Raw genomic sequence first — 25,457 nt, 5'->3', positions numbered from 1 at the left:
AAAGGGTCAGAAGGCGGGTTCTTCACCCGGCTTCTCGGGCACGTGGATGCCGCATTCAACCTTGTCCCAGCCGCGCCAGCGGCCGGCGCGCGGATCCTCGCCCGGCTGCACCTTGGACGTGCACGGCTTGCATCCGATCGAAGGATAGCCGTTCGCCTCCAGCGGATGGCGCGGCAGCTCGTGCTCGTCGAAATAGGCCTCCAGCCGCGCGCGGTCCCAGTCGGCCAGCGGGTTCAGCTTCAGCCGCCCGTCGTCCACCTCGAACCGCGGCAGCGCAGCGCGCGTCGCCGACTGGAAGCCCTTGCGCCCCGAGATCCAGGCGTCGAACGGCAGCAGCGCCCGGCGCAGCGGCTCCACCTTGCGCAGGTCGCAGCAGCCGTCGGGATCGTAGGACCAGCGCAGCCCGTTTGCGTCCTTCGCCGCCAGCAGTCGCGGATCGGGGCGAAAGACGCGCAGGTCGGTGAGGCCCAGGCGCTCCGACAGCTCGTCACGATATTCCAGCGTCTCGCCGAACATCTTCTGCGTGTTGGTGAAGATGACCGGCACGTCCTGGTCGACCTGCGCCACCATGTGCAGCAACACGGCCGATTCCGTCCCGAATGACGAAACCGCCGCGATGCGGCCCTTCAGCTCGCCGCCGAGCAGATCGCGCAGCATGTCCTGCGTGGACACGCCGGCAAAGCGCGCCTCCATCGCCGCCGCATCCGCGGCGGTGAAGGCGGGCGCGACATCGATCATGTCGAGGCAACGAGCAGCACTAGCCATGGCGTAGCTTCCAAACGGGCACCGCCGGATCGGCCGCGCGCTGATAGGGATGGTCGTAGCGGTTGAGGCTGCGCTTCAGCGTCTCGGCATCGACCGGCGCTTCGGGCGCGAAGCTGTCGAAGCCGCAGCGGCGCATATGCGGGATCTGGTCGACCAGCACGTCGCCCGCGGCGCGCAGCTCGCCGGTGTAACCCGCCTCGCGCAGGATCCGCGCCGCGGAATAGCCGCGCCCATCGCGAAAGCTGGGGAAGCTCACCTCGACCAGCGCCAGCTGGCCGAGCAGCGGCAGCAGCGCGCGCGCGTCGTCACCCGCTTCCAGCCGCACCGCGCCGGCATTGGTCTGGCCGTCGAGGAAGGAATCCAGCGTGATCGCCGGCTCGTCATGCGCCTCGTCGTCGCGGAAGCGGAGCAGATTATCCATAGATCGCCTCCTTGAACGTCTCGAAGCCAACACGGCGATAGGTGTCGAGGAAGCGTTCGCCCGGCTCGCGCACCTGAACGAAACGGTCGGTCACGCGCTCGATCGCGTCGACCACGCCATCCTCGTCGAAACCGGGTCCGGTAATCTTGGCGAGGCTCACGTCCTCCGCCCCCGATCCGCCGAGCGAGAGCTGGTAGTTTTCCTTGCCCTTCTTATCGACGCCCAGGATGCCGATGTGCCCAGCATGGTGGTGGCCGCAGGCGTTGATGCAGCCCGAGATCTTGAGCTTCAGCTCGCCCAGGTCGCGCTGGCGATCGAGATCGCTGAAGCGCTGCGCGATCTTCTGCGCCAGCGGGATCGACCGCGCATTGGCGAGGCTACAATAATCCAGGCCGGGGCAGGCGATGATGTCGCTGATGAGGTCGAGGTTCGCCTCGGCCAGCCCCGCCTCGGTCAGCTTCTGCCACACCGCATACAGGTCCGCCTTGCGCACATGCGGCAGGACGATGTTCTGCGCATGGGTGACGCGCAGCTCGTCGAACGAGTAACGCTCGCCGAGGTCCGCCATCACGTCGATCTGGTCGGCGGAGGCGTCGCCGGGGATGCCACCGACCGGCTTCAGTGAGACGTTCACGATCGCATAGCCCGGCTGCTTGTGCGGCTTCACATTCTGATCCAGCCAGACGGCGAAATCGGGATCGCTGCGATCCACCTCATCCGACAGGCCGCTTTCGAACGACGGCGGCGCAAAGAAGGCGCTGATCCGCTCCAGCTCCGCCACCGGAGGGTCGATGCCCAGCGTCTTCACATGGGCGAATTCCTCCTCGACCTGGCGGCGATATTCGTCCGGGCCCAGTTCGTGCAGCAGGATCTTGATCCGCGCCTTGTAGATATTGTCGCGCCGGCCGTAGCGATTGTACACGCGCAGGCACGCCTCGAGGTAGCTCAGCAGCTCGTCGGCGGTGACAAAATCGCGGATTTCGTGTGCGATCATCGGGGTGCGGCCCATGCCGCCGCCCACGAAGATCTTGGCGCCCAGCACGCCGTCCTTCTTCAGCAGCTCGATCCCGATATCGTGCAGCCGCATCGCCGCGCGATCCTCGGCCGCGGCGATCACCGCGATCTTGAACTTGCGCGGCAGGTACGTGAATTCCGGGTGGAACGTCGACCATTGCCGCAGCAGCTCGGCCCAGGGGCGCGGGTCGGTCACTTCGTCGGCGGCCGCGCCGGCGAACTGGTCCGAACTGATGTTGCGGATGCAATTGCCGCTGGTCTGGATGGCGTGCATCTCCACCGTTGCCAGCTCGGCGAGGATATCGGGCGCATCCTCCAGCTTGATCCAGTTGAACTGAATGTTCTGGCGCGTCGTGAAATGGCCATAGCCGCGGTCATACTTGCGCGCGACATGCCCCAGCATCCGCATCTGCCGGCTGCTCAGCGTGCCATAGGGCACCGCCACGCGCAGCATATAGGCGTGCAACTGCAGGTACAGGCCGTTCATCAGCCGCAGCGGCTTGAACTGGTCCTCGGTCATCTGACCCGCGAGGCGCCGCTTCACCTGGTCGCGGAATTCCTCCACCCGGGCGTCGACGATCGACTGGTCATACTGGTCATACTGATACATCGTGTCTTCCTGGTCCCCGCCGCTCGCCGGCGGGATCGCGGGTCAAATTACCCAGCTGCCCGCATCGGGATCAGCCGGCTTCAGCGTCAGGTCCGGGCGGACGGTGGGCCCCAGCGCGCGGATGCGGTCCTTGATATGCGCCGGCCGCGGCCCCTCGGGCGTCGCCACCGCGTCGATCACATAGGGCACGTTGACCCGGCGCGCGCCTTCCTCCGCCTTGGCGATCGCCTCGCCGCGATCGCCCACATCGACGGCATCCTCGACATGGCGCGACCAGCCTTCGCCGGTCCACCATGTGACGTCGCCGGTCACCAGATCATTCCCCGTCAGCAATTTCATCCGTTCATGCTCTCCGCAGCACGTGCCCAGGCTACCAATTTGTCCTCCGCATCCGACAGTTCGACCACTTCGCCCACGACGATGATCGCCGGGCTCGCCACTTTCTCCCGCGTCACCATCGCGCCCAGATCCGCCAGCAGCGTCTTCAGCGCGCGGTGGCCGGGGCAGGTGCCCTTTTCCAGCACCGCGACGGGCATGTCCGGCGCGACGCCATCGGCGATCAATTTGTCCGCGATCGCATCCGCGGTGGCGACGCCCATGTAGATCACCAGCGTGCGTCCCTGGCCGGCGAGGCCCGACCAATCCTGTTCGGTCAACCCCTTGCACTGGCCGGCGACGAAGCTGACCGCGCTGGAATGGTCGCGGTGCGTCAGCGGCAGCATCGCCTCCGCCGCGCAGCCGAGCGCAGCCGAGACGCCGGGGATCACTTCGACGGGCAGACCGGCGGCACGCACCGCCTCCACTTCCTCGCCGCCGCGCCCGAAGATGAACGGGTCGCCGCCCTTCAGCCGCACGACCTGGCTGCCGGCGCGCACATGCGCCACGATCAGCGCGTTGATTGCCTCCTGCGGCAATGTGTGGCGCGCGCGCCGCTTCGCCACCGAGATGCGGTGCGCATCGGCCGGCGCAATGTCGAGCACGCGCGGGTCGATCAACCCGTCGTGCACCACCACGTCCGCGGCTTTCAGCGCCTCCACGGCGCGAACGGTCAGCAGGCCCGGATCGCCCGGGCCGGCACCAACAAGGATCACGCGTCCGCGTGCATCAGGATCAAGAAGGCTGGCCATCGTTGCGTGAACATGGTCCTGCCGTGACAGCGCAGCAACCGAGCGATAATTGCCGAGCCCCTAGGTCAGCTATTGCCGCGAGCTGCCCGCCGAGATCAGGCGCAGCCTTCGACATAGGCCAGCACCGGCATCGTCCCGACATGGATCAGGCTGACCTTGCCGTCCTGCCCGATCTCGAACCGCACCGCGGGGTCGCCGCTCGCGGCATTGGGCGCGGTCAGATACTTCGCCGGGCGATCCTCATATTTGTGCGGCTCGGCGCGAAAGCCGCGGAACCATTGCTGCACGGCCTGTTCGCTCGATCCGACGCGGATCCCCTCGACCAGCTTCACGTCGGATCGCTGGCCCACGGTGATTCGGCGCACTTTGCCCTCGGTCACGATCGCATAGACGCCGGGGAAGGCGGGCGAGCTGACCGTGCGGCAGCCCTCATCGATCTGCGCGCCGCGCTCGGCCCAGCCGCTGCCGCGCGGCACCGCCTCGCCAATGCGCAACGCGCCCAACCCCTCGAGGGCCAGCGTCTTGCCCGGCGCTGGGGTTTCGGCGGGTGTCGGCGCCGCAGTCGGGCTGGCGACCGGTGTCGGGCTGCTGAGCGGCGTGGGGGTGGCTGCCGGCACGGTGGCTCCCTCCGTCGCTTCGGTCGTTGCATCGACCGGCGCTGCGCTGTTGGGGCTCTCGGGCTCGGACGAGCAGGCGGCAAGCGCGACCGCCAGGATCAGCGCCGGGGAAAGGTTTCGCATCCGTGCTGAACGGCCGACCAGCCGTCGGGTTGCGCCCGGATCAGGCGTCGCGCAGCCCGATGCCGATCGACGCACGCGCCGCATCCGCCTCGTTCGACACCACCGGATAGGCGCAATAATCGGCCGCATAATAAGCGCTCGGCCGGTGATTGCCCGACCAGCCGATGCCGCCGAACGGCGCGGCGGAGGAGGCGCCGTTGGTCGGCCGGTTCCAGTTGACGATGCCCGCCCGCGCGCCGGACCAGAAACGATCGTACAGCCCCGGTGTCTGGCTGATCAGCGAGGCGGACAGGCCGTAGCGGGTGTTGTTCGCCTCCGCGATCGCTTCGTCGAACGTCTCGGTCCGCACCACCTGAAGGATCGGGCCGAACAATTCCATGTCGGGCCGCTCGCTCGCCTCGGTCATGTCGATCACGCCAGGCAGCAGGAACGGGCGATCGGGCTGCGTGCGCTGGAGATGCCGGATCGGCCGCCCGCCGCGCATCAGCAGCGCGAGGAAACTCTCGCTCAGCTGGTCGGCCACCTCATTGTCGATCACAGGGCCCATGTACGGTGCCGGGTCATCATGCGGCGCGCCGACGATCAGCCGCGAGATCAGCTTGTCGAGCTGCTCCATCAGCGGATCGAACAATTTCTGGTCAACGATCAGCCGCCGCGCCGCGGTGCACCGCTGGCCGGCGGTGGTGAAGGCCGACTGGATGATGATGATCGACGCGGCATACAGGTCGGGGGTGTCCCACACGATGATCGGATTGTTGCCGCCCATCTCCAGCGCCAGGATCTTCTCCGGCTTCTCGGCGAACGCACGGTTGAGCGCCAGGCCGGTGCGCGCCGATCCGGTGAACAGCAACCCGTCGATCCCGTCATGCCCGGCCAATGCGCGGCCCTCTTCCGGCCCGCCAATGACCAACCGGATGCATTCCTCCGGCACGCCTGCCGCGCGATAGCAATCGACCAGGAAGGCGCCCGACGCCGGCGTCTTTTCCGATGGCTTGAACACCACGGCATTGCCCGCGATCAGCGCGGGAACGATGTGGCCGTTGGGCAGATGCGCGGGGAAGTTGTACGGCCCCAGCACCGCCAGCACGCCATGCGGCTTGTGCCGCACCGCCATGCGCGACCCCATCGGCGCGTCCAGCCGGCGCTGCGCCGTCCGGTCGGCATAAGCGGACACCGAGATATCCACCTTGGCCATCACCGTGTCGACCTCGGTGCGCGCCTCCCAAAGCGGCTTGCCCGTCTCGCGCGCGATCACGTCGGCGAACGCCTCGTGCCGCGATCGCACGACATTGGCGAAGCGGCGCAGCGTCTCGATGCGATAGGTCAGCGGGCGAGCCGCCCAGGTGGCCCAGCCCGATCGCGCCGCCGCGACCTCCGCGTCGACGTCTCCCACCGCCGCGCGCCACAATTCGGCGCCGGTCGCTGGTTCGAAGGAGATGATCTCGCTCACGGATGGCCCTTTGACGTCACGTCGCTTGCTTTAGGATAGGAACCGGCGGTGTCACAAGGTCAGCGAAGTGCCTCGCCCATAACCCTGATCGCGGCGACCTTGGCATGGAATGGTGCCCAGTCGTCGCGCTCGGCGATCGGCTGCCAGATGGCTTCCACTTCCTCGATCAGCATCGAACAGGGCTCACCCTGCCAATAGGAATGTGATCGGTCGGCGCGCAGCGGCGCGGCGTCGAGCAGTGCGCGCACCTCCGTCCATGGCTCACCATAAGTGGGCGGCAGCGGTTGGGCGAAGGCGTCGAAGAAGAAACGGTCGATCCCCGTCGCCGTTTCGCGCAACGCGCGCTCGGTGGCCTGCACCAGCGCCCGGTCGGCGTCGCTCCCGCTCGGCCGGCGTCCCATCCGCCACAGGAAAGCATCGACCACCGCGCGCTGATATTCCGGCGCGAACCGCTCCAGCGCGGCGATCAGCGGCTCCGCCTCGGACAGCAGCCGCAGCGACGCGGCAAGCTGCATCACGTCCCAATGGATCGCCTCGGGCTGCCGGCCAAAGGCGTACAGCCCGGCATGGTCGAAATAGGCGGCGGTAAAGCCCGGCTCCCACGTCGGCGCGAACCGCCACGGGCCATAATCGAAGCTTTCGGCCGTGACGTTGATATTGTCCGAATTGAGCACGCCATGGACGAACCCCGCCGCCATGTAGCTCGCCGCCAGCTGCGCCGTGCCGTCGACCACCAGGCTCAGCAGCCTGACCGGATCATCGCTGTCCTCGCCATAAAGGTTGGTCAGGACATAGCGAACCAGCCGGCGCATCGATTCCTCGTCGCGCTCATAGGCGAGCCGCTGGAACGATCCGATGCGCACATGGCCGTGGCTCAGCCGCACCAGCACCGCGGCGCGGGTGGGGGAGGGCTCATCGTTGCGCTCCAGCGCTTCGCCCGTCTCGATCAGCGAAAAGGTCCGCGACGTGCGCACGCCCAGCGCCTCCAGCATTTCGGTCGCCAGCACTTCGCGCACGCCGCCCTTCAGCGTCAGCCTGCCATCGCCGGCGCGGCTCCACGGCGTCTGGCCCGATCCCTTGGTGCCAAGGTCCATCAGCCGCCCGTTGCGGTCGCGCAGCTGGGCAAAGGTGAAGCCGCGCCCGTCGCCCAGATCGGGATTGTACACGCGGAACTGATGGCCGTGATACCGCAAGGCCAGCGGTTGCGGCAGCGTGGCCGGAAGCGGCCGGAAGCGGCCGAAATGTTCCAGCCACGCGCCATCGTCGAGCGTATCGAGGCCGACCTCGGCCGCCGCGCGATCATTGCGGAACCGCAGTGTGGTCTCGGGAAAATCGGCCGCCGCTACCGGATCGTAGAAGGCGTCGCCAAGCGACAGGATCAGCGTCTCTGGTTGATAGGCGTGCGGGGCAGCTTGTGGTTCTGGGGCCATGCGTGGATATGGGGCGCGCGCGACGAAAGGTGCAAGGATGGCCGCCTGGCAGGACATATTTTGGTCATCGGACGACGGGTTGCGGCTTCACGCCCGCGACTATCCCGGTGACGATGCCGCGCTGCCGGTGGTCTGCCTCCCGGGCCTGACGCGCAATGCGCGCGACTATGACGCGCTCGCCCGGCGGATCGCGGGAGAGCGGCGGGTCTTCGCGCTCGACCTGCGCGGCCGCGGCGAAAGCGCCCACGCCAGGGATCCGATGAGCTACGTGCCGACCACCTATGCCCGTGACGTGGCGGCATTTCTGTCGGAACATCGGATCAACCGGTTCATCGCCATCGGGACCGCGCTGGGCGGCATCGTGACCATGTTGCTCGCCGGGCTGGTGCCGGGCCGCATTGCCGGGGCGCTGCTAAACGATGTGGGGCCAGAGATCGAACCGGCCGGGCTCGCGCGCATCCGTGGCTATGTCGGGCGGTCCAGCACCTGGCCGACCTGGATGCACGCCGCGCGCGCCACGCGGGAGGCGAATGCCGATGCCTATCCCGATTTCGGGATCGAGGATTGGCTGGCGATGGCCAAGCGTCTGTACCGGCTGACCAGCAATGGCCGCATCGTGCTCGACTACGACCTGCGCATTGCCGAGCCGTTTCGCGTGCCGGGCAACGAAACGGGCCCTGACATGTGGGGCGCGCTTCATGCGCTGGCGACGGTGCCGGTGCTGATCGTTCGCGGCGGCCGATCGGACGTGCTCAGCGCCAGCGTGGCGGAACGCATGGTCGCCAGCCTGCCGCTCGCTGAACTGGTGACGGTGCCGGGCGTGGGGCACGCGCCGCTGCTCACCGAACCGGCGGTGCAGGGGCCGATCGACCGATGGCTCGCGCGCGCTGCCGTGGAACCCGCAAGCGCCTGAAACGTCGGAACTGCTCCCGCGAACAGGAGCTTTCATGGCCGACATTTCCGATGCGCATACCGCGACGACGCCGATTGCCGGGCGGCGCGTATTGATCACCGGCGGTACCACCGGGATCGGCCGCGCGACCGCGGTGCTGCTGGCGAGCGAGGGCGCAAAAGTGTTCGTCTGCGGCCGCGACGAAACCCATCTCGCCGACGCGCTGAAGCGCATCCGGGAGGTGGGCGAGGGCGACGGCATGAGCATTGACCTCGCCGAGGAAGATAATGTCGCCCGGCTGTTCGATGCCGCAAGCGCCTATCTCGGTGGCGTGGACGTCGCGGTGATCAACGCCGCACGCGGCGCCGAGGGGCTGACCGACATGAGCGAGGCGGAGCTTCGCTACACGATCGGCAGCAATTTCACCGCCTATCTCCTGTCGGCGCAGGCTGCGGCGAAGGCGATGGGCGCGCACGGCGAGGATGCGAAGGGCAGCGGCGACATCGTCCTGATCGGCTCGATGAGCGCCTATGTTCTTGGCAAGGGCTCGACCGTCTATGCCGGGATCAAATACGGTATTCAGGGTTTCGCCATTGCTCTGCGGCGCGAGCTTGGGCGCAAGGGCGTGCGCGTCTCGCTGGTAGAGCCCGGGCTGACCGGCAGCGACATGGTCGGCGGCACGCCCGAGGAACAGGCGGAGCGGATCGCCAAGGAAGAGATGCTGCGCGCGGAGGATATCGCCGTCGGCGTCCATTACCTGCTGACCCAGCCGCGCCGCTCGGTCGTCCAGCAACTGACCATATCTCCCCGGATGCAGGACGAAGAATGACCTTCCCGCTCGACCATCTGGTATTCACCCCGCACGACGTCGACCTGTCGCGCTCCCCGCTCGCCGGGCACATCGACGAGGAAACCTATGTCCTGGGCGCATTCAACCCGGGCATGACGCGGCTGCCCAATGGCAATCTGCTGATGATGGTCCGGGTGGCGGAGGCGCTGCGCACGCCGATCCGCGAGGGTCATGTCCGCGCCATCCGCTGGCACGACGGGCGTTATCACCTCGACAATTGGCCGCTGCAGCTCGTCGACACCGCCGATCCGCGCAAGTTCATGATGCGCGGCGGCGGGTGGAAGGTGATGGCGCTGACCTCGCTGTCCTGGCTGCTTCCGGTCGAGCTCGACGCGAGCGGCCGGCGGGTCGAGGCGGTGCATTACGACCAGGCGATCGCGCCGCGCGCCAGCTACCAGAATTACGGTGTCGAGGATGCGCGCATCAGTCGTGTTGACGGCCGCTATCTGATGACCACCTGCTCGGTCAGCCCCGAGCGTCATTCCACCACGCTCTACACCAGCGATGACGCGCGCGACTGGCAGCTCGAAGGGATTGTCCTCGATCACCAGAACAAGGACATGCTGATTTTCGAAGGGCGGATCGGCGGCAAGTTCTGGTCGCAGACGCGGCCGCTGGGCGACCTTTATTTCGCCTATCCGCCCGACAGCGAATGGCGCGCCGGCCCGTCGATCAACCTCGCCTCCTCGCCCGACGCGCTGCATTGGAAGCCGAGCGACCATCCCGGCATCCGCCCCCATGCCGCGACCGTCGCCACCGCGCGGATGGGCGGCGGCGCGCAGCCGGTGCTGACCGACGACGGCTGGCTCACGCTCTGGCACGGCGTCGAGCCGTCGGGCGTGGTCGGCATCTACCGCACCTATTGGACATTGCTCGACCGTGACGAGCCATGGCGCACCGTCGCCACCCAGCACCAGCCGCTGCTGGAGCCCAACCCGGCGCTGACCGAGCCGCTGAAGGACCTCATGTACCTCGACAATGTGGTCTTCACGACCGGCATCGTCGACGCTGGCGATCATTGGATCGTGGCGAGCGGCGAGGCTGATCTCGCCTGCCGCATCACCCACATTCCCAAGACGGCGATCGCGCCCGGCTGAGGCGCGACCGCCGCGCGTGCTCACGCCACCATCGGCGGCCCGAACACCGACCAGCCGGTCCGGTCGGCGAACATCTCCAGCGCGCGCACGCCCAGCATCGAATTGCCGTTCTGGTCGAGGTTGGGGGACCAGACCGCGATCGCGCCCTGTTCCGGCGCCACCGCCAGGATGCCGCCACCGACGCCGCTCTTGGCGGGCAGGCCGACCCGCATCGCGAAGTCGCCCGAGCCATCATAATGGCCGCACGTCATCATCAGCGCGAGCAGCTTGCGCATCCGCACTGCTACGGCATCGGCATCCTCATCGTCGGGATTGCGCCGGGTATGCGCCAGGAACAGCCCCGTCCGTGCCAGTCCGCGGCAATCGAGCATGATCGCGCATTGCTTGACATAGGCTTCCATCACCTCGTCCGGGTCGCTGTTGAGGTTGCCGTGGTGGCGCATGAAGCTCATCATCGCGCGGTTCAGGTCGCCGCCCTTGTGCTCGGAATCGAGCACGTCCTGGTTCAGCGCCACGTCGTCGACGCACGCATGATGGCGCACGAAATCCACCACCGCGCTGGCCTGTTCGTCGTCGTCCAGCTGCTCGACCAGGATGTCGACCACGGCCAGCGCGCCGGCGTTGATGAAGGGGTTGCGTGGGATGCCGCCGGTCCGCTCCAGGTCGATGATCGAGTTGAACGGGTCGCCCGACGGCTCGCGCCCGACGCGCTTGAACACGTCGTCGCCCAGCGCGCACAGCGCCAGCTCCAGTGCAAAGACCTTGGCAATGCTTTGCAGCGGGAAGGGGGTGTCCGCCGCCCCGCCGGTGATCACTTCCTCGTCCATCGTCACCACGGCCATGCCGAAATTGCCCGGCGCCTTGCCCTCTTCCTTAGCATCCGCCGCGGCCTCGATTTCTACCGCATCAGCCTTGATCTCGCGGGCAATGTCCTGAACGATCTCGTGCAACGCCTGATCCATGTTGTTCTCCGCTTGTCTCAGCGGTCTAACTGGCGGGAGCCGGCATGGGTCCGCGTCGGCAAGAAGGCGCATCGCGGCAATGGCTCAACATTCGCCCTGATCACCGCTAAAGCGACGCGCGATGCCACAGCCGATCAACATCCTGCACCTCCACTCCACCTTTGACCTGGGCGGCAAGGAGGCGCGGGCGGTGCGGCTGATGAACGCCTTTGGCGATCGTGCGCGACACACAATCGTGTCGGGCATGGAGGGGCGCTATGGCGCGCGCGAGCGGATCGCCAAGGGCATCCGTTACGAAATCGCACAGAACCCGCCGCCGCTGCAGGGTAAGCCCTCCGTTGGCCGTTACGATGCGATCGCCCGCTACATGCGCCGCTTCGATCTGGTGCTGACCTACAATTGGGGCGCCATCGACGGCGTCATGGCGCGCCGGGTGTTCGGGCGCGGCGTGCCCCCGGTGGTGCACCATGAGGATGGCTTCAACGAGGATGAGGCCGGCGGGCTGAAGCGGGAACGCAACCTCTACCGCCGGCTCGCGCTGTCGGCCGCGCACGGTCTTGCGGTGCCCTCCACCACGCTGGAGCGGATCGCGCTCGAAACCTGGAAACAGCCGCGCGCGAAAGTTCACCGCATCGTCAACGGCATCGCGACCGAGCTGTATGCCAAGCGCCCCGAGCCAAAGGCGATCCCCGGCTTCGTGCGCAAGCCCAAGGAGGTGGTGATCGGCACCGTCGCTGGCCTTCGCGCGGTGAAGGATCTGCCGGCGCTGGTCCGCGCCGCGGGAGGATTGTCGCACCGCTTCCGGCTGGTGATCGTTGGCGAGGGGCCGGAACGCGCCGCGATCGAACAGGCGGCGCTGGCGATGGGGATCGAGGACGAGCTGGTCCTTCCCGGCTTCCTCGACCGGCCGTATCGTTTCATGGGGCATTTCGACATGCTGGCGCTGTCCTCACGGTCCGAGCAATTTCCCATTGCGGTGGTCGAGGCGATGGCCGCCGGGCTGCCGATCGTCGCCCCGCCGGTCGGCGACGTGCCGTTCATGGTGGCGCCGGAAAACGCGCCCTTCATCACCGATTATCCGGGCGAGGTCAGGCTGCGCGACGCGATGCAGGCGCTGATCGCCGACCCTGAATTGCGACGCACCGTCGGTAACGCCAACCGCCGCAAGGCACAGGCGGAATATGACGAGCGGCAGATGATCGCACGGTACGCCGCGCTGTATGAATCAGCGCTCGGACGGCCGGGCGCACTGACAAGGGCGTAAATTGCTCGCGCCGTGCAACCTTTCTCGCTAGGGCGCCTTATTGGATTTTCGAGAGGTGATTTAAGGCCGTGGCGACTGCCGTGTTTAAGGGGCTCAAGCCCATCGTCTACAATGGCCGTGAGGTTTGGCCGCTGGTGGAAGGCGGCAAGGGTGTTGCGGCTACCAATCATGCGTCGGCCGGCGCATGGGCGGCCGCGGGCGGCATCGGCACGGTCAGCGCCGTCAACGCCGACAGCTACGATCCCGAAGGCAAGATCATTCCGCAGGTCTATCACGCGCTGACGCGCCGTGATCGGCATGAGGAACTGATCGAATACGCCATCGAAGGCGCCGTGCAGCAGGTGCAGCGCGCCTGGGAGATCGCCGGTGGCAAGGGCGCGATCAACATCAATGTCCTGTGGGAAATGGGCGGTGCGCAGCGCGTGCTGCAAGGCGTGCTGGAACGGACCCGCGGCATGGTCGCCGGTGTCACCTGCGGCGCCGGCATGCCGTACAAGCTGAGCGAGATCGCCGCTTCCTACAACGTCAATTACCTGCCGATCGTCTCCTCGGGCCGTGCCTTCCGCGCGCTGTGGAAGCGCGCTTATTCCAAGGTGTCGGAGCTGCTGGCCGCGGTGGTCTATGAGGATCCCTGGCTCGCCGGTGGCCACAATGGCCTCTCCAATGCCGAAGACCCGCTGAAGCCGGAGGATCCCTATCCCCGCGTGAAGGCGCTGCGCGAAACGATGCGCGAGGGTGGCATTCCTGATACCACCCCGATCATCATGGCCGGCGGCGTCTGGTACCTGCGCGACTGGAACGACTGGATCGACAATCCGGAACTCGGCACCATCGCCTTCCAGTATGGCACCCGCCCGCTGCTGACGCAGGAAAGCCCGATTCCGCAGCAGTGGAAGGAACGGCTGATGACGATCGAGGAGGGTGACGTCCTCCTGCATCGCTTCTCGCCGACCGGCTTCTATTCGTCGGCCGTCCGCAATCCTTTCCTGCGTAGCCTTGAGGCGCGCTCGGAACGCCAGATCGCTTTCTCGACGAAGGAGGCTGGAGACCACATCTTCCAGCTGGACGTGGGCGTGAAGGGCAAGAACTTCTGGGTCACCAAGGGTGATCTGCTGCGCGCGCGCGAGTGGTTCGGCCACGGCTTCACCGATGCATTGAAGACGCCGGACAATACGCTCGTGTTCGTGACGCCGCAGGAAAAGGCGGAGATCCGCAAGGATCAGGCGGATTGCATGGGCTGCCTCAGCCAGTGCCTGTTCTCGAGCTGGGCGGATACCGAGACGAACTCGACCGGCCGTCTCGCCGACCCGCGCAGCTTCTGCATCCAGAAGACGCTGCAGGATATCGCGCACGGCGGCGATACGGAGGCGAACCTGATGTTCGCCGGCCATGCAGCCTATAATTTCAAGCGTGATCCCTTCTACTCGAACGGCTTCGTGCCGACGGTGAAGCAGCTGGTCGACCGGATCCTGACGGGCGACTGATCCTGTCTGGCCGGGGTCCGCGCTCCGGCCTTCAACCCCTCCACCGTCATCCTGCCTGGCGCCATTGCGCCAGAAGGATGACGGCCAGGGAGGGCGCATCAATTGTCGATGGTGCCGATCACCGCGCCGGCGGTACCGCCCACCGCCGCGCCCTTTTCCACGCTGCCACCAGTGGCCGCTGCTACGCCAGCGCCACCTGCACCGCCAATTGCCGCGCCGCGCAGCGTCGAGCAGGCCGAGGTAGTCACGGCGGTGGCGCCAAGCATCAACAGAAGAAACGTCTTCTTCATCGCACATTCTCCGATCGAATTAACAACCGGACAATGCGCCCAACATAGGTTGCGTTCCGGCAGGACACGCAACTTTACAGTTCTCGGGTACTCAGACCCAGCCTTCCAGCACCTGGTCGGGCGGCCGATGACCATCGGCCCACATGCGAATATTGGTCATCACCTTTTCGCCGGTGGCCAGCCGCCCTTCGAACGTGGCCGATCCCATATGCGGCGTCATCACGACATTGGGCAGCGCCAGCAACCGCGGGTCGATCGCCGGTTCGTGCTTCCATACGTCCAGCCCCGCGCCCGCCAGCCGGCCCGCCTCCAGCGCGTCGATCAGCGCATCCTCGTCGACGATCCCGCCGCGGCTGGCGTTGATCAGATAGACGTGTGGGCGCAGCAGCGCGATCCGCTCGGCGCTGATCAGGTTTTCGCTGTCGGCGTTGCGCGGCGTGTGGATCGTCAGGATGTCGATATTGGCCAGCATCTCGTCCAGATTGGGATGCCATTGCGCCTGCAATTCGGCCTCCACCACCTTCGGCAGCCGGTGGCGATTGTGATAATGGATCGACAGGCCGAACGCGCGCGCGCGGCGCGCCACCGCCTGGCCGATGCGGCCCATACCGACGATGCCCAGCGCCTTGCCGCCGATGCGATGGCCGAGCATCCCGCCCGGGCTCCAACCCTTCCACTCGCCCGACCGCACCAGCTTCTCGCCCTCGGCCAGCCGGCGGGGGACGGAAACGATCAGCGCCATCGTCATGTCGGCGGTATCTTCGGTCAGCACACCGGGCGTGTTGGTGACGATGATGCCGCGCCGGCGCGCCGCCTTCAGGTCGATATGGTTCACGCCCGCGCCGAAATTGGCGATCAGCTTCAGCCGCTCGCCGGCACCCTCGATCAGTTCTGCGTCGATCGTGTCCACCACCGTCGGCACCAGCACGTCGCAATTGGACATGGCAGCGGCCAGCTCCTCGCGGGTCATCGCCTTGTCACCGCGGTTGTTGACCGTGTCGAACAGGGCCTCCAGCCGGTCCATGGTGATGTCGGGCAATTCGCGCGTCACGATCACGCGGGGATTGGCGCAGCGGCGAGTATCGACCATGGCATTGGATTGGCGAAGCGCGGCGCGGGCGTCAACGATCGGTTGATGCGGCAGCCGTGCGGGCGCTACAGGAACGGCTTGGTCGACGGGGGTGTATCGATGCGGCGATGGACGGCGGGATGGGTGGCGCTTGCCGTGCTGTTCGGGCTGGTGGCCAATGAAGTCGCCGCGCAGGCCAAGGACAGGCCGAAACCACCCTATTTCGCCTCCATTTCGGCCGGGAAGGCCCGGATGCGCTCCGGCCCCGGACGCAGTTATCCGGCGACCTGGCTCTACGTCCGCGCCGACCTGCCGGTCCGCGTCGTCGACGTGTTCAAGGAATGGCGCAAGGTGGAGGATCCCGGCGGTACCCAGGGGTGGATGCTCGGCTCGCTGATCAGCAGCACGCGCACCGCGATGATCAAGGAGTCGATCGCCGAACTGCGTGACCGGCCCGCCTATGGCGCGCGCATCCTGTGGCGCGCCGAACCGGGCGTGATCGGCCGGGTCAGCCAATGCGCGCGCGGCTGGTGCCGCCTCGATATTCGCGGCCAGGCGGGCTTCGTGGAAATCAGCCGCCTCTGGGGCGTGGAACAAGAGGAAGTGCTGCCGTGATCGCTGGCTTTGACATGGACGCCTTTGTCAGCGCGACGCTTGCCGAGGATCTCGGCGGCGGCCGCGACGTCACGTCCGAGGCGGTGATCCCGGCCGACGCCCGGTTTGAGGGGGTGATGGCCACGCGCGACGCGATTGCCGTCGCCGGGCTGCCGATTGCCGCTGCCTTCTTTCGCCGGCTCGATCCTGATGCCTCGGTCGACCTTCTGGCCAGCGATGGCGATCGCGTCGCGGCCGGCACGCCGGTCATGCGGCTGGCCGGCCGCGCGCGGGCGCTGCTGACGGCGGAGCGGTCGGCGCTCAATACCGTCCAGCACCTGTCGGGCATCGCAACCCTGACCGCCGCCTATGCCGATCGTATCCGCGGCACCGGGGCCATCCTGCTCGACACGCGAAAGACCATCCCGGGCCTTCGCCTCCTGGAGAAATATGCCACCCGCATGGGCGGTGCGCAGAACCACCGCATGGGGCTGTGGGATGCGGCGATGATCAAGGACAATCACGTCGCGGTCGCCGGCAGCGTCGAGGAAGCGGTGCGCCGCGCGCGTGACGCGGGCGTCGCCGACATCATCGTCGAGGTCGACCGGGTGGAGCAGATCGAGCCAGCGCTCGCCGCCGGCGCAACGCGGCTGCTGCTCGACAACATGCCGCCGCAGATCCTGCGCGGTGCGGTGACGCTCGTCGGTGGACGGGTGCCGACCGAGGCATCCGGTGGCGTCACACTGGATACGATCCGCGCCATTGCGGAAACCGGCGTCACCTATGTCAGCGTCGGGCGTCTCACCCAGTCCGCGCCTGCCGCGGATATCGGCCTCGACTTCGCTCTCGCCTGAGGAACCTCGCCGTTGATCCGTCCCCTGTCGATCAGGCGCTTTGAGCGCCTGTACCTTTTGGCGCTCGCGCTCGGCCTGCTCAGCACCATGCTCGACTGGCCTCAGCGTGTCGCAAGCTTCGCCAGCAATCCTGCGCTGGCGGAGATGGGCTGGCTGCTGCCGACATCGGTGGTCTTCAACATCACGCTGCGATTGCTGCTGTGGTATTTCACCGCCCGCCAGCCGAGCATCGCGGCCAAATGGTTCGTGGTGGTGCTTGCGGCGATCGCCTTCGTGATCCTGTTGTTCGGCCTGGTCGCGCTGATCGTCGGTGCCACGCCGTCGCTGGCGGCATCACTCGCCGGCCTTGCGTCGGGCGCGCTGTACGTCGTTTCGGCGGCCTATCTGTTTCGCCCCGATGCCAGGCTATGGTTCGGCGAACATGCCGTTGAAGAACAGGAGTTTACCGAATGATTCGTGGCTTTGCTCTGGCGCTGGCGCTGATGCCGGGCGTGGCCGCCGCCCAGGCATATCAATGCTCGGTGCCGGCCGGCACGGACCTGCGGGTGCGTCCCGACCTGCCAAGCAAGAGCGAGCCACAGCGCCTGCTGCCAATCGGAAGTTATACGCTGGCGATCAGCTGGTCGCCGCAGCACTGCCGCACCCCCGATCGCGCCGCCCGCTCCACGTTCCAGTGCGGCAGCGGCAACCGCTTCGGCTTCGTCCTGCACGGCCTCTGGCCCGACGGGTTCGGCAAGGAGTGGCCGCAATATTGCAAGGCGACGCCGCTGATTTCGCAACGCACGGTGCGGGCAAACCTGTGCGCGACCCCGTCGGCGCAGCTGCTGCAGCATGAATGGGCCAAGCACGGCACCTGCATGCCCAGCGAAACGCCCGACAGCTATTTCGGCAAGGCGACCTCGCTCTTCAACGAGGTCCGCTATCCCGACATGAACGCCCTCGCGCGCCAGAGCCTGACCGCCGGCAAGCTCGCCACCGCAATCGCGCGGGTCAATCGCGGCATGCGCGCCGACATGATGCGCGTCACGACCGACCGCATGGGCTGGCTGAACGAGGTCTGGATCTGCATGGACAGGAAGTTCCGCTACACCCGCTGCCCGGCGCACCAGGGCGGCGTGAAGCCGAACGCCCGCGTCCGCATTTGGACCGGCAAGCGCTGAACGATCGCTCGCCCGCCCCGCGACGAACGGGGGCAGGGCGGGCGGATCAGCGCAAGGTCACCGCTTGCGCGTGAGTTCCCGCATCGCATCGTCCAGCCCGGCGAGCGTCAGCGGGTACATGCGGTCGTTCATCAGTTCGCGAATGATCTTCACCGATTGCGAATAGCCCCATTGCGCCTGCGCGACCGGGTTCAGCCAGACGGCGGCCGGGTAAGTAGTCGTCAGGCGGTTCATCCACACCGCGCCCGATTCTTCGTTGAAATGTTCCACCGAGCCGCCCGGATGGGTGATCTCATATGGGCTCATCGAGGCGTCACCGACGAACACCAGCTTGTAGTCGTGCGGGAATTTGTGAAGCACGTCCCACATCGGCGTCCGCTCGGAAAAGCGGCGCTTGTTGTCCTTCCACACCCCTTCGTAAGGGCAGTTGTGGAAGTAGAAGAACTCCAGGTTCTTGAACTCGCTGGTGGCGGCCGAGAACAGTTCCTCGCACAGCTTGACGAACGGGTCCATCGATCCGCCCACGTCGAGGAACAACAGCAATTTCACCGCATTGCGCCGTTCCGCGCGCATGCGAATGTCGAGCCAGCCCTGCCGCGCAGTTCCGTCGATCGTGCCGTCGATGTCCAGTTCGTCCTGCGCGCCCTCACGAGCGAACTTGCGCAGCCGGCGTAGCGCGATCTTGATGTTGCGGGTGCCCAGCTCCTTGGTGTTGTCGAGGTTCTTGAACTCGCGCTGGTCCCACACCTTCAATGCGCGCTTCTGCTTCGATTCGCCGCCGACGCGAACGCCCTCGGGATTGTAGCCGGAGTTTCCGAACGGGCTGGTCCCGCCGGTGCCGATCCACTTGTTGCCGCCCTGGTGGCGCTTCTGCTGTTCCTCGAGCCGCTTCTTCAGCGTCTCCATGATCTCTTCCCAGGAGCCGAGCGACTTGATCGCTTCCATCTCCTCGGGCGTCAGGAACTTCTCGGAGACCGCCTTCAGCCAGTCTTCCGGAATCTGCGCGCCTTCCTGGATGAAGCTGTTCTCGATCCCCTTGAAGACCTTGGCGAACACCTGATCGAACTTGTCGAGCAGGCCCTCGTCCTTCACGTAGACCGCACGAGACAGGTAATAGAAATCCTCCGGCGTGCGGTCGATCACTTCGGCGTCGAGCGCTTCGAGCAGGAGCAGATGCTCCTTCAGACTCGCGGGAATGCCCGCGACGCGCAGCTCATCGAGGAAGTTGAGGAACATCGGCCATCCGCCCCATCATTTAATCTGCTCTTTTGCCGCTGATGACAGACTTGGCGGGATGGCGCCAGCATCGGACGCTGACGAACGCGGGCGCGCACGCTAGAGCGTCGGCCATGAGCCCAGTTGCGTCGCTTCCCCCGCCGCCGCCCCTTCGTGCGAGCGGCCATTGTCTCCTTCTCGATTTCGACGGCACTTTGGTCGATCTGGTGGATCGGCCCGACGCGATCGTGGTCGATACCGGGCTAATTGATCTTCTTCACCAGCTCGCTGGAACCTTTGCCGGCCGTTTCGCCTTAGTCAGTGGACGATCAGTGGCGCAGATCGAGGGGTTCCTGGGTGATGCTGCCGCGGAAATCGCGGTGGTGGGCAGTCATGGCGCCGAACTGCGGCTGGGAGGCCGGAACATCGCGCCGGATCGTCCGCCCGCGCTGGTCGAGGCCGAGCGGGCATTCTCCGCGGCGTTCGCGGGCGAAGAGGGGGTTGTGGTCGAGGTGAAATCGCTGGGCGTTGCCGTTCATTATCGCATGGCACCGGAGCATGGCGTAGCCGCGCGGCGGCTCGCCGAACAATATGCTGATCGGGACGGGCTGGTTTTGCAGACCGGCAAGATGATGGTCGAACTGCGCGTCGGCGGCCACGACAAGGGCACCGGAATAGATGCGCTGCTGCGGCATGAGCCGTTTGCCGGGCACATGCCAGTGTTCGCGGGTGATGACGTGACCGACGAATCCGGCTTGGCGCTCGTCGCCGAGCGCGGCGGTGTCGGCGTGCTGGTCGGCGCTCCGCGTGAGACGGCGGCGCAGTTCCGCCTGGATGATGTGGCCGCCGTGCGCGCCTGGTTGGAGAAGGCGGCATGACCGCGACGATGGATCTGTGGCCGATCGGCAATTGCCAGGTATCCGCGCTGGTGGACCGCGCCGGCCGCTTCGTGTGGGGCTGCACCCCGCGCGTCGATGGCGACCCGGCTTTCTGCTCGCTGCTTGATGACAATCCCAAGGCCGGTGACGATGCGTTCGGCTTTTGGGAGATCGACATCGATCGCTGCCGCACGACGACGCAATCCTATCTGCGCAACACGCCCATTCTGGTCACGCGGCACGAGGATGAGGACGGCAATGCGATCGAGGTGATCGATTTCTGCCCGCGCTTCACCCGTAATGGCAGGCGCTACCGCCCGGTGGCGTTCGCCCGCATTGTGCGGCCCGTCGCGGGCAGCCCGCGCATCCGCGTTCGCTTGCGCCCCGCCGTGACCTGGGGCTCCGTGCGGGCCACGACGACGCGTGGGTCCAACCATATCCGCTACCTGCTGGACGACAGCGTGCTTCGCCTGTCGACCACGGCGCCGGTCGGCTGGATCGAGGATGAGCGGATGTTTCGCGTGGAGCGTCCGCTGCACTTCTTCCTCGGCCCGGACGAAAGCTTTTCCGACGATCTTCACGCCGCGCTCGACAATATGCTCGAGCGAACGATCGAGGAATGGCGGCATTGGGTACGCGGGCTCGCGACGCCCTATGAATGGCAGGAGGCGGTGATCCGCTCCGCCATCACGCTGAAGCTGTGCCAGCATGAGGAAACCGGCGCGATCGTCGCCGCGCTGACCACGTCGATCCCCGAACATGCAGATTCCCAGCGGAACTGGGACTATCGCTACTGCTGGGTCCGCGACGCTTACTATACCGTCCAGGCGCTCAACCGGCTGGGGGCGCTCGATGTGCTCGAAGGGTATCTCGAATATCTGCGCAACATCGTCGACAACGCCAAGGATGGCCACATCCAGCCGCTCTACGGCGTCGGCGGGGAGGCGACCCTGATCGAGTGGGAGGCGCCGGCGCTGTCGGGCTATCGCGGCATGGGGCCGGTGCGCGTCGGCAACCAGGCCTATGAGCAGATCCAGCATGATGCCTATGGCCAGATCGTCCTTTCTAACGCGCAAGCCTTCTTCGATCATCGCCTGTTGCGCGTCGCCGGGCGCGAGGATTTCGAGGCGCTGGAGCCGATCGGCGAGCGTGCCTGGCAGAAGTTCGATCAGCCTGACGCGGGCCTGTGGGAATTGCGCACCAAGAGCCATGTGCACACCTATTCGGCGGCGATGTGCTGGGCGGCATGCGACCGGCTCGCCAATGCCGCAGAGGCGCTGAAGCTCGACGACCGCGCCGATTTCTGGCGCGAGCGGGCAGAGACGATGCGCGCGCGGATCGAGGAAGCGGCCTGGCGCCCCGACACGCAGCGCATGTCGGCGACCTTCGGCGGCGACGACCTCGATGCCAGCCTGCTGCAGCTGCTCGACCTCCGCTTCCTCTCGCCCGACGACCCCCGTTTCCGGACGACGCTGGAGGCGGTGGAGGGAGGCTTGCGCCGCGGATCGTACATGCTGCGCTACGCGACGGAGGATGATTTCGGCCTGCCGCACACCGCGTTCAACGTCTGCACCTTCTGGCTGATCGAGGCGCTTCATTTCACCGGCCGTGACGCGGATGCGCGTGAATTGTTTGAAGAAATGCTGGCGCGGTGCACCCCCGCCGGTCTGTTGTCGGAGGATATCGACCCGAATACCGGTGAATTGTGGGGCAATTATCCCCAGACCTACTCGCTCGTCGGCGTGATCAATTGCGCCGTCCTGCTCAGTAAACCCTGGAGTGCCATACGTTGAGCCGTCTGATCGTCATCTCCAACCGCGTTTCTGCACCAACCCCGCAACAGCCAAGCGCACAAGGAGGATTGGCGGTCGCCCTGACCGCCGCGCTGCGCGAGGCGGACGGCATATGGTTCGGTTGGTCGGGGGAGACGGGCGAGACGGGTGAGCTGAAGTTCGAGACGTTCGATGGGGTGACCTCCGCCACGATCGATCTGCCGGAACAGGACGTGGAGGAATATTACGACGGCTATGCGAACCGCACGCTCTGGCCACTGTTCCACTATCGCCTCGGCCTGACCGAGTTCGAACGCGATTTCCAAGGCGGCTACGAACGGGTGAACCGGCTGTTCGCCGAAGTGATCAGCCCACATATCGAGCCCGATGACCTGATCTGGGTTCACGATTACCACATGATCCCGCTCGGCTGGCTGCTGCGCCAGCAGGGCATCACCAATCGCCTAGGTTTCTTTCTGCACATCCCCTGGCCGCCGACCGACCTGCTGCATGCCCTGCCCGAGCATCGGCGGTTGGTGGAGGCGCTGTTCGCCTATGACCTGGTCGGCTTCCACACGCGCGAATGGCTGGAGACGTTCCACGATTATGTCGTCCGGGAGATGGGCGGCACGATCGAGGATGATGACCGCGTCACCGTCGGCGGCCGCACGATCCGGGCGATCGCCTGTCCGATCGGCATCGACGCGCGCGAATTCATCGCCAGCGCGCAGAGCAATGAGGCGGTGACGACCCAGAACCGCGTCGTCGAAAGCCTGAGCGGCCGTCGCCTGATCGTCGGCGTCGACCGGCTGGATTATTCCAAGGGGCTGGAGGAACGGTTCAACGGTTATCTTCGCTTCCTCGATACCCGCCCCGACGCCCATGCCCAGGTCACGATGCTCCAGATCGCGCCTCCGTCGCGTGCCAGCGTGCAGAGCTATCAGGACATTCGCGCAACACTCGACGCGCTGTCCGGCCGCATCAACGGGGCGCATGCGGAAATCGACTGGGTGCCGTTGCGCTACGTCAACCGCGGGCTGCCGCGCGGCGTGCTCGCGGGTGTCTATCGCGCCGCCAAGATCGGGCTGGTCACCCCGCTTCGCGACGGCATGAACCTTGTCGCGAAGGAGTTTGTGGCGGCGCAGGATCCCGAGGATCCCGGCGTGCTGATCCTGTCCCGCTTCGCTGGCGCCGCGGCGCAGCTTACCGGGGCATTGCTGATCAACCCCTACAGCCCCGACGAGATGGCGGACGCAATCGAGCATGCGCTGAACATGCCGCGTGACGAGCGGATCGCGCGCTGGCGTCCGATGTTCGACAATGTCGTCGACGAGGACGTGATCTGGTGGCGCAAGCGCTTCACCGAGGTGCTGGCGTCGACGGAGCGGGTGGCAGAGGTGGCGCTGGAGCTCTGACCGCGCTTGCGCCGCTTGCACGAAGGGGGCGTGGCAACCCATAGGCGGCGCATGACCTCTCGCGCCAGCGCTGCCCTCGTCCTGATCCTATTGCCCACTGCGGCCCACGCCCAGGCGGGTCCCGACATCGTCGTCACTGGCCGCGGGCTCGACGACCGTCCCGGCGACCGTACCGCAGACGTAGTCACGATCGACGCGCAGCGGATCAGCGCCAATGCCAGCGATCGGCTGGAAAGCGTTCTCGCTGATGTCGCGGGGCTGCAGCAGTTTCGCCGCTCGGACTCGCGCTCGGCCAATCCGACCAGCCAGGGCATTTCGCTGCGCGGGATCGGCGGCAACGCGTCCAGCCGCGCGTTGCTGGTGCTCGATGGCGTGCCGCAGGCAGATCCGTTCGGCGGATGGGTGCCATTTCCGGCCTATGCCACCGATCGGATCGGCCGCATCCGTGTCACCCGCGGCGGGGGGAGCGGCTATTTCGGCCCCGGCGCGCTTGCTGGCACGGTCGAACTGGAAAGCGCTGACCCGCGCGATCGCCCGACGCTGCTCGGCAGCCTTGCCTATGGCAGTCGCGATTCGCTCGATGCACAGGCGTCGGGCACGTTTCTGTCGGGACCGGGCTTTGCCACCGTCTCGGCCGCCTATGCGCGTGGCGACGGCTTCATCCCGGTGGTCGCGGCAGATGGCGGTCCGGCCGACCGGCCCGCGCCTTACGAACAAGCATCGGCGGCGCTGCGCGGGGTCATCCGCGTGGCGCCCGATACCGAGCTTCAGGCCAATGTCAGCGGCTTCACCGATCATCGCGAACGCGGCACCGCCTTCACTGCCAATCGCAGCGAGGGGGCTGACGCCAGCCTGCGCATCGTCGGGCGCGGGGCGTGGGGCTATTCGGCGCTGGCCTATCTCCAGACCCGCTCCTTCGCGTCGCAATTCGCCAGTGTCTCCGCAGGCCGGGTCAGCGCCAGCCAGACGCTCGACCAGTATAACACCCCTGCCACCGGTATCGGCGCGCGGTTCGAGATCGTGCCGCCCGTCGGTGCGGGCCGCGACCTGCGCCTGGGCATCGACGTGCGCGACGTGACCGGGCGCACCCAGGAAAATTACACCTATGTCGGCGGTGCGCCCACGCGGCGGCGCATCGCCGGCGGCAGCAGCAGGACGACCGGCATCTTCGCCGACGGCAGCGTGGAGGCAGGACGCTGGACGCTCACCCTGGGCGGGCGCCTCGATCGCTGGCGCATCGCCGACGGGCAGCTTGACGAATATACGCTGGCGACCGGCGTGCCCTTGACGGCCAGCCGCTTTCCGGAGCGCGACGGCACCGAATGGACCGGTCGCGCCGGTCTCGCCTTCGCGCCGGTGGAGGCCGTCATTTTGCGGGTGAGCGGCTATCGCGGCTGGCGCTTGCCGACGCTCAACGAATTGTACCGCCCGTTCCGGGTCGGCGCCGATGCCACCGCCGCCAACCCGGATCTCGCGCCCGAGCGGCTGAGCGGCGTCGACGGCGGCGTGACGCTGGCGCCCCTGGCCAATCTGACGCTGTCCGCCACCGTGTTCTGGAACCGGCTGGACAATGCCATCGCCAATGTGACCGCGGGGCAGGGGCCGGGCACCTTCCCGGGCGTCGGCTTCGTCAACGGCGCCTATCGCGTGCGGCAGAACCTGGACGCGATCCGCTCCAAGGGGCTTGAGCTGGACGCGCGCTGGCAGGCGGGGCCGGTGTTCGCCATCGCCTCGTGGAGCCATGTCGATCCGCGGGTGGAAGCATCAGGTGCCGCCGCGCCGCTCGACGGCCTGCGCCCGGCGCAGACGCCGCGCGATCAGTTGTCGGGCACGCTCGGCTGGCGTCAGGGCGCTTGGACCGCGTCGGCGACGCTGCGCCACATGTCCGGCCAGTTCGAGGACGATCAGAACGCCCGCGTGCTTGCCCCCGCAACGACGCTCGACGCGTATCTGTCGGTGCCGGTGACGCGAGGGCTTGCGATCGAGGCGCGGGGCGAAAACCTGTTCGATGCGCTGGTCGAAGCGGGCGTCAGCGGCGCCGATGTGATTGAACGTGCGACGCCGCGCACCTTGTGGATCGGCGTGCGCTTCAGCGGCTAGGCGC

The 25,457-nt window shown here is 66.8% G+C and carries 25 protein-coding genes; 13 read left to right on the top strand and 12 right to left on the bottom strand.

The window, feature by feature from the left end; genetic code table 11:
* Positions 1–6: 6 nt before the first annotated feature.
* The 8 genes from ACH0BU_RS11600 to ACH0BU_RS11565 form a co-directional block, all read right to left on the bottom strand.
* Positions 7–765, bottom strand: a complete 759-nt coding sequence (locus ACH0BU_RS11600; protein ID WP_136451491.1) for a phosphoadenylyl-sulfate reductase — start codon at positions 763–765, stop codon at positions 7–9.
* Positions 758–1,186: a DUF934 domain-containing protein gene (locus tag ACH0BU_RS11595; protein ID WP_046411016.1), complete on the bottom strand. Its 429-nt coding sequence runs from the start codon at positions 1,184–1,186 to the stop codon at positions 758–760. Before ACH0BU_RS11595 ends, ACH0BU_RS11600 begins: the two co-directional genes overlap by 8 nt.
* On the bottom strand, positions 1,179–2,810 hold the full coding sequence (locus ACH0BU_RS11590) for a nitrite/sulfite reductase (RefSeq protein ID WP_046411014.1): 1,632 nt from the start codon (positions 2,808–2,810) through the stop codon (positions 1,179–1,181). The genes ACH0BU_RS11595 and ACH0BU_RS11590 overlap by 8 nt, the downstream gene beginning before the upstream one ends.
* A gap of 42 nt (positions 2,811–2,852) precedes the next feature.
* Positions 2,853–3,149 (bottom strand): DUF2849 domain-containing protein, encoded by a 297-nt coding sequence (locus ACH0BU_RS11585; RefSeq protein ID WP_046411012.1) that lies wholly within the window; start codon positions 3,147–3,149, stop codon positions 2,853–2,855.
* The gene (gene cobA, locus ACH0BU_RS11580; protein WP_314470229.1) at positions 3,146–3,937 is read right to left on the bottom strand and encodes a uroporphyrinogen-III C-methyltransferase; all 792 of its coding nucleotides are present in this window, start codon (positions 3,935–3,937) and stop codon (positions 3,146–3,148) included. Before cobA ends, ACH0BU_RS11585 begins: the two co-directional genes overlap by 4 nt.
* Before the next feature lie 95 nt (positions 3,938–4,032).
* The gene (locus tag ACH0BU_RS11575; protein ID WP_500264033.1) at positions 4,033–4,677 is read right to left on the bottom strand and encodes a hypothetical protein; all 645 of its coding nucleotides are present in this window, start codon (positions 4,675–4,677) and stop codon (positions 4,033–4,035) included.
* 40 nt (positions 4,678–4,717) lie between these two features.
* On the bottom strand, positions 4,718–6,127 hold the full coding sequence (astD, locus tag ACH0BU_RS11570; RefSeq protein ID WP_296222827.1) for a succinylglutamate-semialdehyde dehydrogenase: 1,410 nt from the start codon (positions 6,125–6,127) through the stop codon (positions 4,718–4,720).
* A gap of 59 nt (positions 6,128–6,186) precedes the next feature.
* Complete coding sequence (locus tag ACH0BU_RS11565) at positions 6,187–7,557, bottom strand: protein adenylyltransferase SelO family protein (RefSeq protein WP_314470234.1); 1,371 nt, start codon at positions 7,555–7,557, stop codon at positions 6,187–6,189.
* 37 nt (positions 7,558–7,594) lie between these two features.
* Here ACH0BU_RS11565 and ACH0BU_RS11560 point away from each other — a divergent pair, with 37 nt between their 5' ends.
* The 3 genes from ACH0BU_RS11560 to ACH0BU_RS11550 are packed head-to-tail and all read left to right on the top strand — an operon-like array spanning position 7,595 to position 10,396.
* Positions 7,595–8,470, top strand: a complete 876-nt coding sequence (locus ACH0BU_RS11560) for an alpha/beta fold hydrolase (protein ID WP_046411005.1) — start codon at positions 7,595–7,597, stop codon at positions 8,468–8,470.
* 34 nt (positions 8,471–8,504) lie between these two features.
* A complete protein-coding gene (locus ACH0BU_RS11555; RefSeq protein WP_296219212.1) occupies positions 8,505–9,278 on the top strand; it encodes an SDR family oxidoreductase in 774 nt (257 codons plus the stop codon).
* Positions 9,275–10,396, top strand: a complete 1,122-nt coding sequence (locus ACH0BU_RS11550; protein ID WP_296219210.1) for a glycoside hydrolase family 130 protein — start codon at positions 9,275–9,277, stop codon at positions 10,394–10,396. The genes ACH0BU_RS11555 and ACH0BU_RS11550 overlap by 4 nt, the downstream gene beginning before the upstream one ends.
* A gap of 20 nt (positions 10,397–10,416) precedes the next feature.
* Here the strand turns inward: ACH0BU_RS11550 and glsA are convergent, their stop codons facing one another.
* Entirely contained in the window at positions 10,417–11,358 is a 942-nt protein-coding gene (glsA, locus tag ACH0BU_RS11545) for a glutaminase A (protein WP_296219208.1), read from the bottom strand.
* A gap of 121 nt (positions 11,359–11,479) precedes the next feature.
* Here glsA and ACH0BU_RS11540 point away from each other — a divergent pair, with 121 nt between their 5' ends.
* Positions 11,480–12,622 carry a glycosyltransferase gene (locus tag ACH0BU_RS11540; protein WP_296219207.1) on the top strand — a complete coding sequence of 381 codons (1,143 nt, stop codon included), beginning with the start codon at positions 11,480–11,482 and terminating at the stop codon, positions 12,620–12,622.
* Between the two features lie 80 nt (positions 12,623–12,702).
* On the top strand, positions 12,703–14,106 hold the full coding sequence (locus ACH0BU_RS11535) for an NAD(P)H-dependent flavin oxidoreductase (RefSeq protein ID WP_046411841.1): 1,404 nt from the start codon (positions 12,703–12,705) through the stop codon (positions 14,104–14,106).
* Between the two features lie 98 nt (positions 14,107–14,204).
* Here ACH0BU_RS11535 and ACH0BU_RS11530 read toward each other — a convergent pair whose 3' ends face one another.
* Positions 14,205–14,396 (bottom strand): YMGG-like glycine zipper-containing protein, encoded by a 192-nt coding sequence (locus ACH0BU_RS11530; RefSeq protein WP_046410997.1) that lies wholly within the window; start codon positions 14,394–14,396, stop codon positions 14,205–14,207.
* Positions 14,397–14,487: 91 nt separating this feature from the next.
* Positions 14,488–15,486 carry an NAD(P)-dependent oxidoreductase gene (locus ACH0BU_RS11525; RefSeq protein ID WP_314470242.1) on the bottom strand — a complete coding sequence of 333 codons (999 nt, stop codon included), beginning with the start codon at positions 15,484–15,486 and terminating at the stop codon, positions 14,488–14,490.
* A 99-nt stretch (positions 15,487–15,585) separates the two neighbouring features.
* Between ACH0BU_RS11525 and ACH0BU_RS11520 the strand changes: the two genes are divergently transcribed.
* From ACH0BU_RS11520 to ACH0BU_RS11505, 4 genes are read left to right on the top strand one after another with little or no spacing between them, the layout of a single operon-like run.
* The gene (locus ACH0BU_RS11520; RefSeq protein WP_046411840.1) at positions 15,586–16,080 is read left to right on the top strand and encodes an SH3 domain-containing protein; all 495 of its coding nucleotides are present in this window, start codon (positions 15,586–15,588) and stop codon (positions 16,078–16,080) included.
* Positions 16,081–16,094: 14 nt separating this feature from the next.
* Positions 16,095–16,913: a carboxylating nicotinate-nucleotide diphosphorylase gene (gene nadC, locus ACH0BU_RS11515; protein ID WP_296219216.1), complete on the top strand. Its 819-nt coding sequence runs from the start codon at positions 16,095–16,097 to the stop codon at positions 16,911–16,913.
* Positions 16,914–16,925: 12 nt separating this feature from the next.
* Positions 16,926–17,366, top strand: coding sequence for a hypothetical protein (locus ACH0BU_RS11510; RefSeq protein WP_125945788.1), 441 nt, complete (start codon positions 16,926–16,928; stop codon positions 17,364–17,366).
* Positions 17,363–18,073 carry a ribonuclease T2 family protein gene (locus ACH0BU_RS11505; RefSeq protein ID WP_296219199.1) on the top strand — a complete coding sequence of 237 codons (711 nt, stop codon included), beginning with the start codon at positions 17,363–17,365 and terminating at the stop codon, positions 18,071–18,073. Before ACH0BU_RS11510 ends, ACH0BU_RS11505 begins: the two co-directional genes overlap by 4 nt.
* Positions 18,074–18,130: 57 nt before the next feature.
* Here ACH0BU_RS11505 and ACH0BU_RS11500 read toward each other — a convergent pair whose 3' ends face one another.
* Positions 18,131–19,309 (bottom strand): vWA domain-containing protein, encoded by a 1,179-nt coding sequence (locus ACH0BU_RS11500; protein ID WP_046410989.1) that lies wholly within the window; start codon positions 19,307–19,309, stop codon positions 18,131–18,133.
* Between the two features lie 113 nt (positions 19,310–19,422).
* On the opposite strand from ACH0BU_RS11500, the gene otsB reads away from it, so the two are divergent.
* The 4 genes from otsB to ACH0BU_RS11480 are packed head-to-tail and all read left to right on the top strand — an operon-like array spanning position 19,423 to position 25,453.
* Entirely contained in the window at positions 19,423–20,166 is a 744-nt protein-coding gene (otsB, locus tag ACH0BU_RS11495; protein ID WP_046410987.1) for a trehalose-phosphatase, read from the top strand.
* Positions 20,163–21,959 (top strand): glycoside hydrolase family 15 protein, encoded by a 1,797-nt coding sequence (locus tag ACH0BU_RS11490; protein ID WP_046410985.1) that lies wholly within the window; start codon positions 20,163–20,165, stop codon positions 21,957–21,959. Before otsB ends, ACH0BU_RS11490 begins: the two co-directional genes overlap by 4 nt.
* A complete protein-coding gene (locus ACH0BU_RS11485) occupies positions 21,956–23,353 on the top strand; it encodes an alpha,alpha-trehalose-phosphate synthase (UDP-forming) (RefSeq protein ID WP_314470248.1) in 1,398 nt (465 codons plus the stop codon). The genes ACH0BU_RS11490 and ACH0BU_RS11485 overlap by 4 nt, the downstream gene beginning before the upstream one ends.
* A gap of 51 nt (positions 23,354–23,404) precedes the next feature.
* Complete coding sequence (locus ACH0BU_RS11480; protein WP_296219193.1) at positions 23,405–25,453, top strand: TonB-dependent receptor; 2,049 nt, start codon at positions 23,405–23,407, stop codon at positions 25,451–25,453.
* Positions 25,454–25,457 lie beyond the last annotated feature (4 nt).

Origin of the sequence: Sphingomonas olei (assembly GCF_045369765.1) — a bacterium.
GTDB lineage: Bacteria > Pseudomonadota > Alphaproteobacteria > Sphingomonadales > Sphingomonadaceae > Sphingomonas > Sphingomonas panaciterrae.
This window is presented reverse-complemented; position numbering and strand designations above follow the sequence as displayed.

What these genes read in the sequence shown, in the direction of transcription:
- ACH0BU_RS11600 (WP_136451491.1), bottom strand. Translation starts at nt 765, where the DNA reads ATGGCTAGTGCTGCTCGTTGCCTCGACATGATCGATGTCGCGCCCGCC.
- ACH0BU_RS11595 (WP_046411016.1), bottom strand. Translation starts at nt 1,186, where the DNA reads ATGGATAATCTGCTCCGCTTCCGCGACGACGAGGCGCATGACGAGCCG.
- ACH0BU_RS11590 (WP_046411014.1), bottom strand. Translation starts at nt 2,810, where the DNA reads ATGTATCAGTATGACCAGTATGACCAGTCGATCGTCGACGCCCGGGTG.
- ACH0BU_RS11585 (WP_046411012.1), bottom strand. Translation starts at nt 3,149, where the DNA reads ATGAAATTGCTGACGGGGAATGATCTGGTGACCGGCGACGTCACATGG.
- cobA (WP_314470229.1), bottom strand. Translation starts at nt 3,937, where the DNA reads ATGGCCAGCCTTCTTGATCCTGATGCACGCGGACGCGTGATCCTTGTT.
- ACH0BU_RS11575 (WP_500264033.1), bottom strand. Translation starts at nt 4,677, where the DNA reads ATGCGAAACCTTTCCCCGGCGCTGATCCTGGCGGTCGCGCTTGCCGCC.
- ACH0BU_RS11565 (WP_314470234.1), bottom strand. Translation starts at nt 7,557, where the DNA reads ATGGCCCCAGAACCACAAGCTGCCCCGCACGCCTATCAACCAGAGACG.
- ACH0BU_RS11560 (WP_046411005.1), top strand. Translation starts at nt 7,595, where the DNA reads ATGGCCGCCTGGCAGGACATATTTTGGTCATCGGACGACGGGTTGCGG.
- ACH0BU_RS11555 (WP_296219212.1), top strand. Translation starts at nt 8,505, where the DNA reads ATGGCCGACATTTCCGATGCGCATACCGCGACGACGCCGATTGCCGGG.
- ACH0BU_RS11550 (WP_296219210.1), top strand. Translation starts at nt 9,275, where the DNA reads ATGACCTTCCCGCTCGACCATCTGGTATTCACCCCGCACGACGTCGAC.
- glsA (WP_296219208.1), bottom strand. Translation starts at nt 11,358, where the DNA reads ATGGATCAGGCGTTGCACGAGATCGTTCAGGACATTGCCCGCGAGATC.
- ACH0BU_RS11540 (WP_296219207.1), top strand. Translation starts at nt 11,480, where the DNA reads ATGCCACAGCCGATCAACATCCTGCACCTCCACTCCACCTTTGACCTG.
- ACH0BU_RS11530 (WP_046410997.1), bottom strand. Translation starts at nt 14,396, where the DNA reads ATGAAGAAGACGTTTCTTCTGTTGATGCTTGGCGCCACCGCCGTGACT.
- ACH0BU_RS11525 (WP_314470242.1), bottom strand. Translation starts at nt 15,486, where the DNA reads ATGGTCGATACTCGCCGCTGCGCCAATCCCCGCGTGATCGTGACGCGC.
- ACH0BU_RS11520 (WP_046411840.1), top strand. Translation starts at nt 15,586, where the DNA reads ATGCGGCGATGGACGGCGGGATGGGTGGCGCTTGCCGTGCTGTTCGGG.
- nadC (WP_296219216.1), top strand. Translation starts at nt 16,095, where the DNA reads ATGGACGCCTTTGTCAGCGCGACGCTTGCCGAGGATCTCGGCGGCGGC.
- ACH0BU_RS11505 (WP_296219199.1), top strand. Translation starts at nt 17,363, where the DNA reads ATGATTCGTGGCTTTGCTCTGGCGCTGGCGCTGATGCCGGGCGTGGCC.
- ACH0BU_RS11500 (WP_046410989.1), bottom strand. Translation starts at nt 19,309, where the DNA reads ATGTTCCTCAACTTCCTCGATGAGCTGCGCGTCGCGGGCATTCCCGCG.
- otsB (WP_046410987.1), top strand. Translation starts at nt 19,423, where the DNA reads ATGAGCCCAGTTGCGTCGCTTCCCCCGCCGCCGCCCCTTCGTGCGAGC.
- ACH0BU_RS11490 (WP_046410985.1), top strand. Translation starts at nt 20,163, where the DNA reads ATGACCGCGACGATGGATCTGTGGCCGATCGGCAATTGCCAGGTATCC.
- ACH0BU_RS11480 (WP_296219193.1), top strand. Translation starts at nt 23,405, where the DNA reads ATGACCTCTCGCGCCAGCGCTGCCCTCGTCCTGATCCTATTGCCCACT.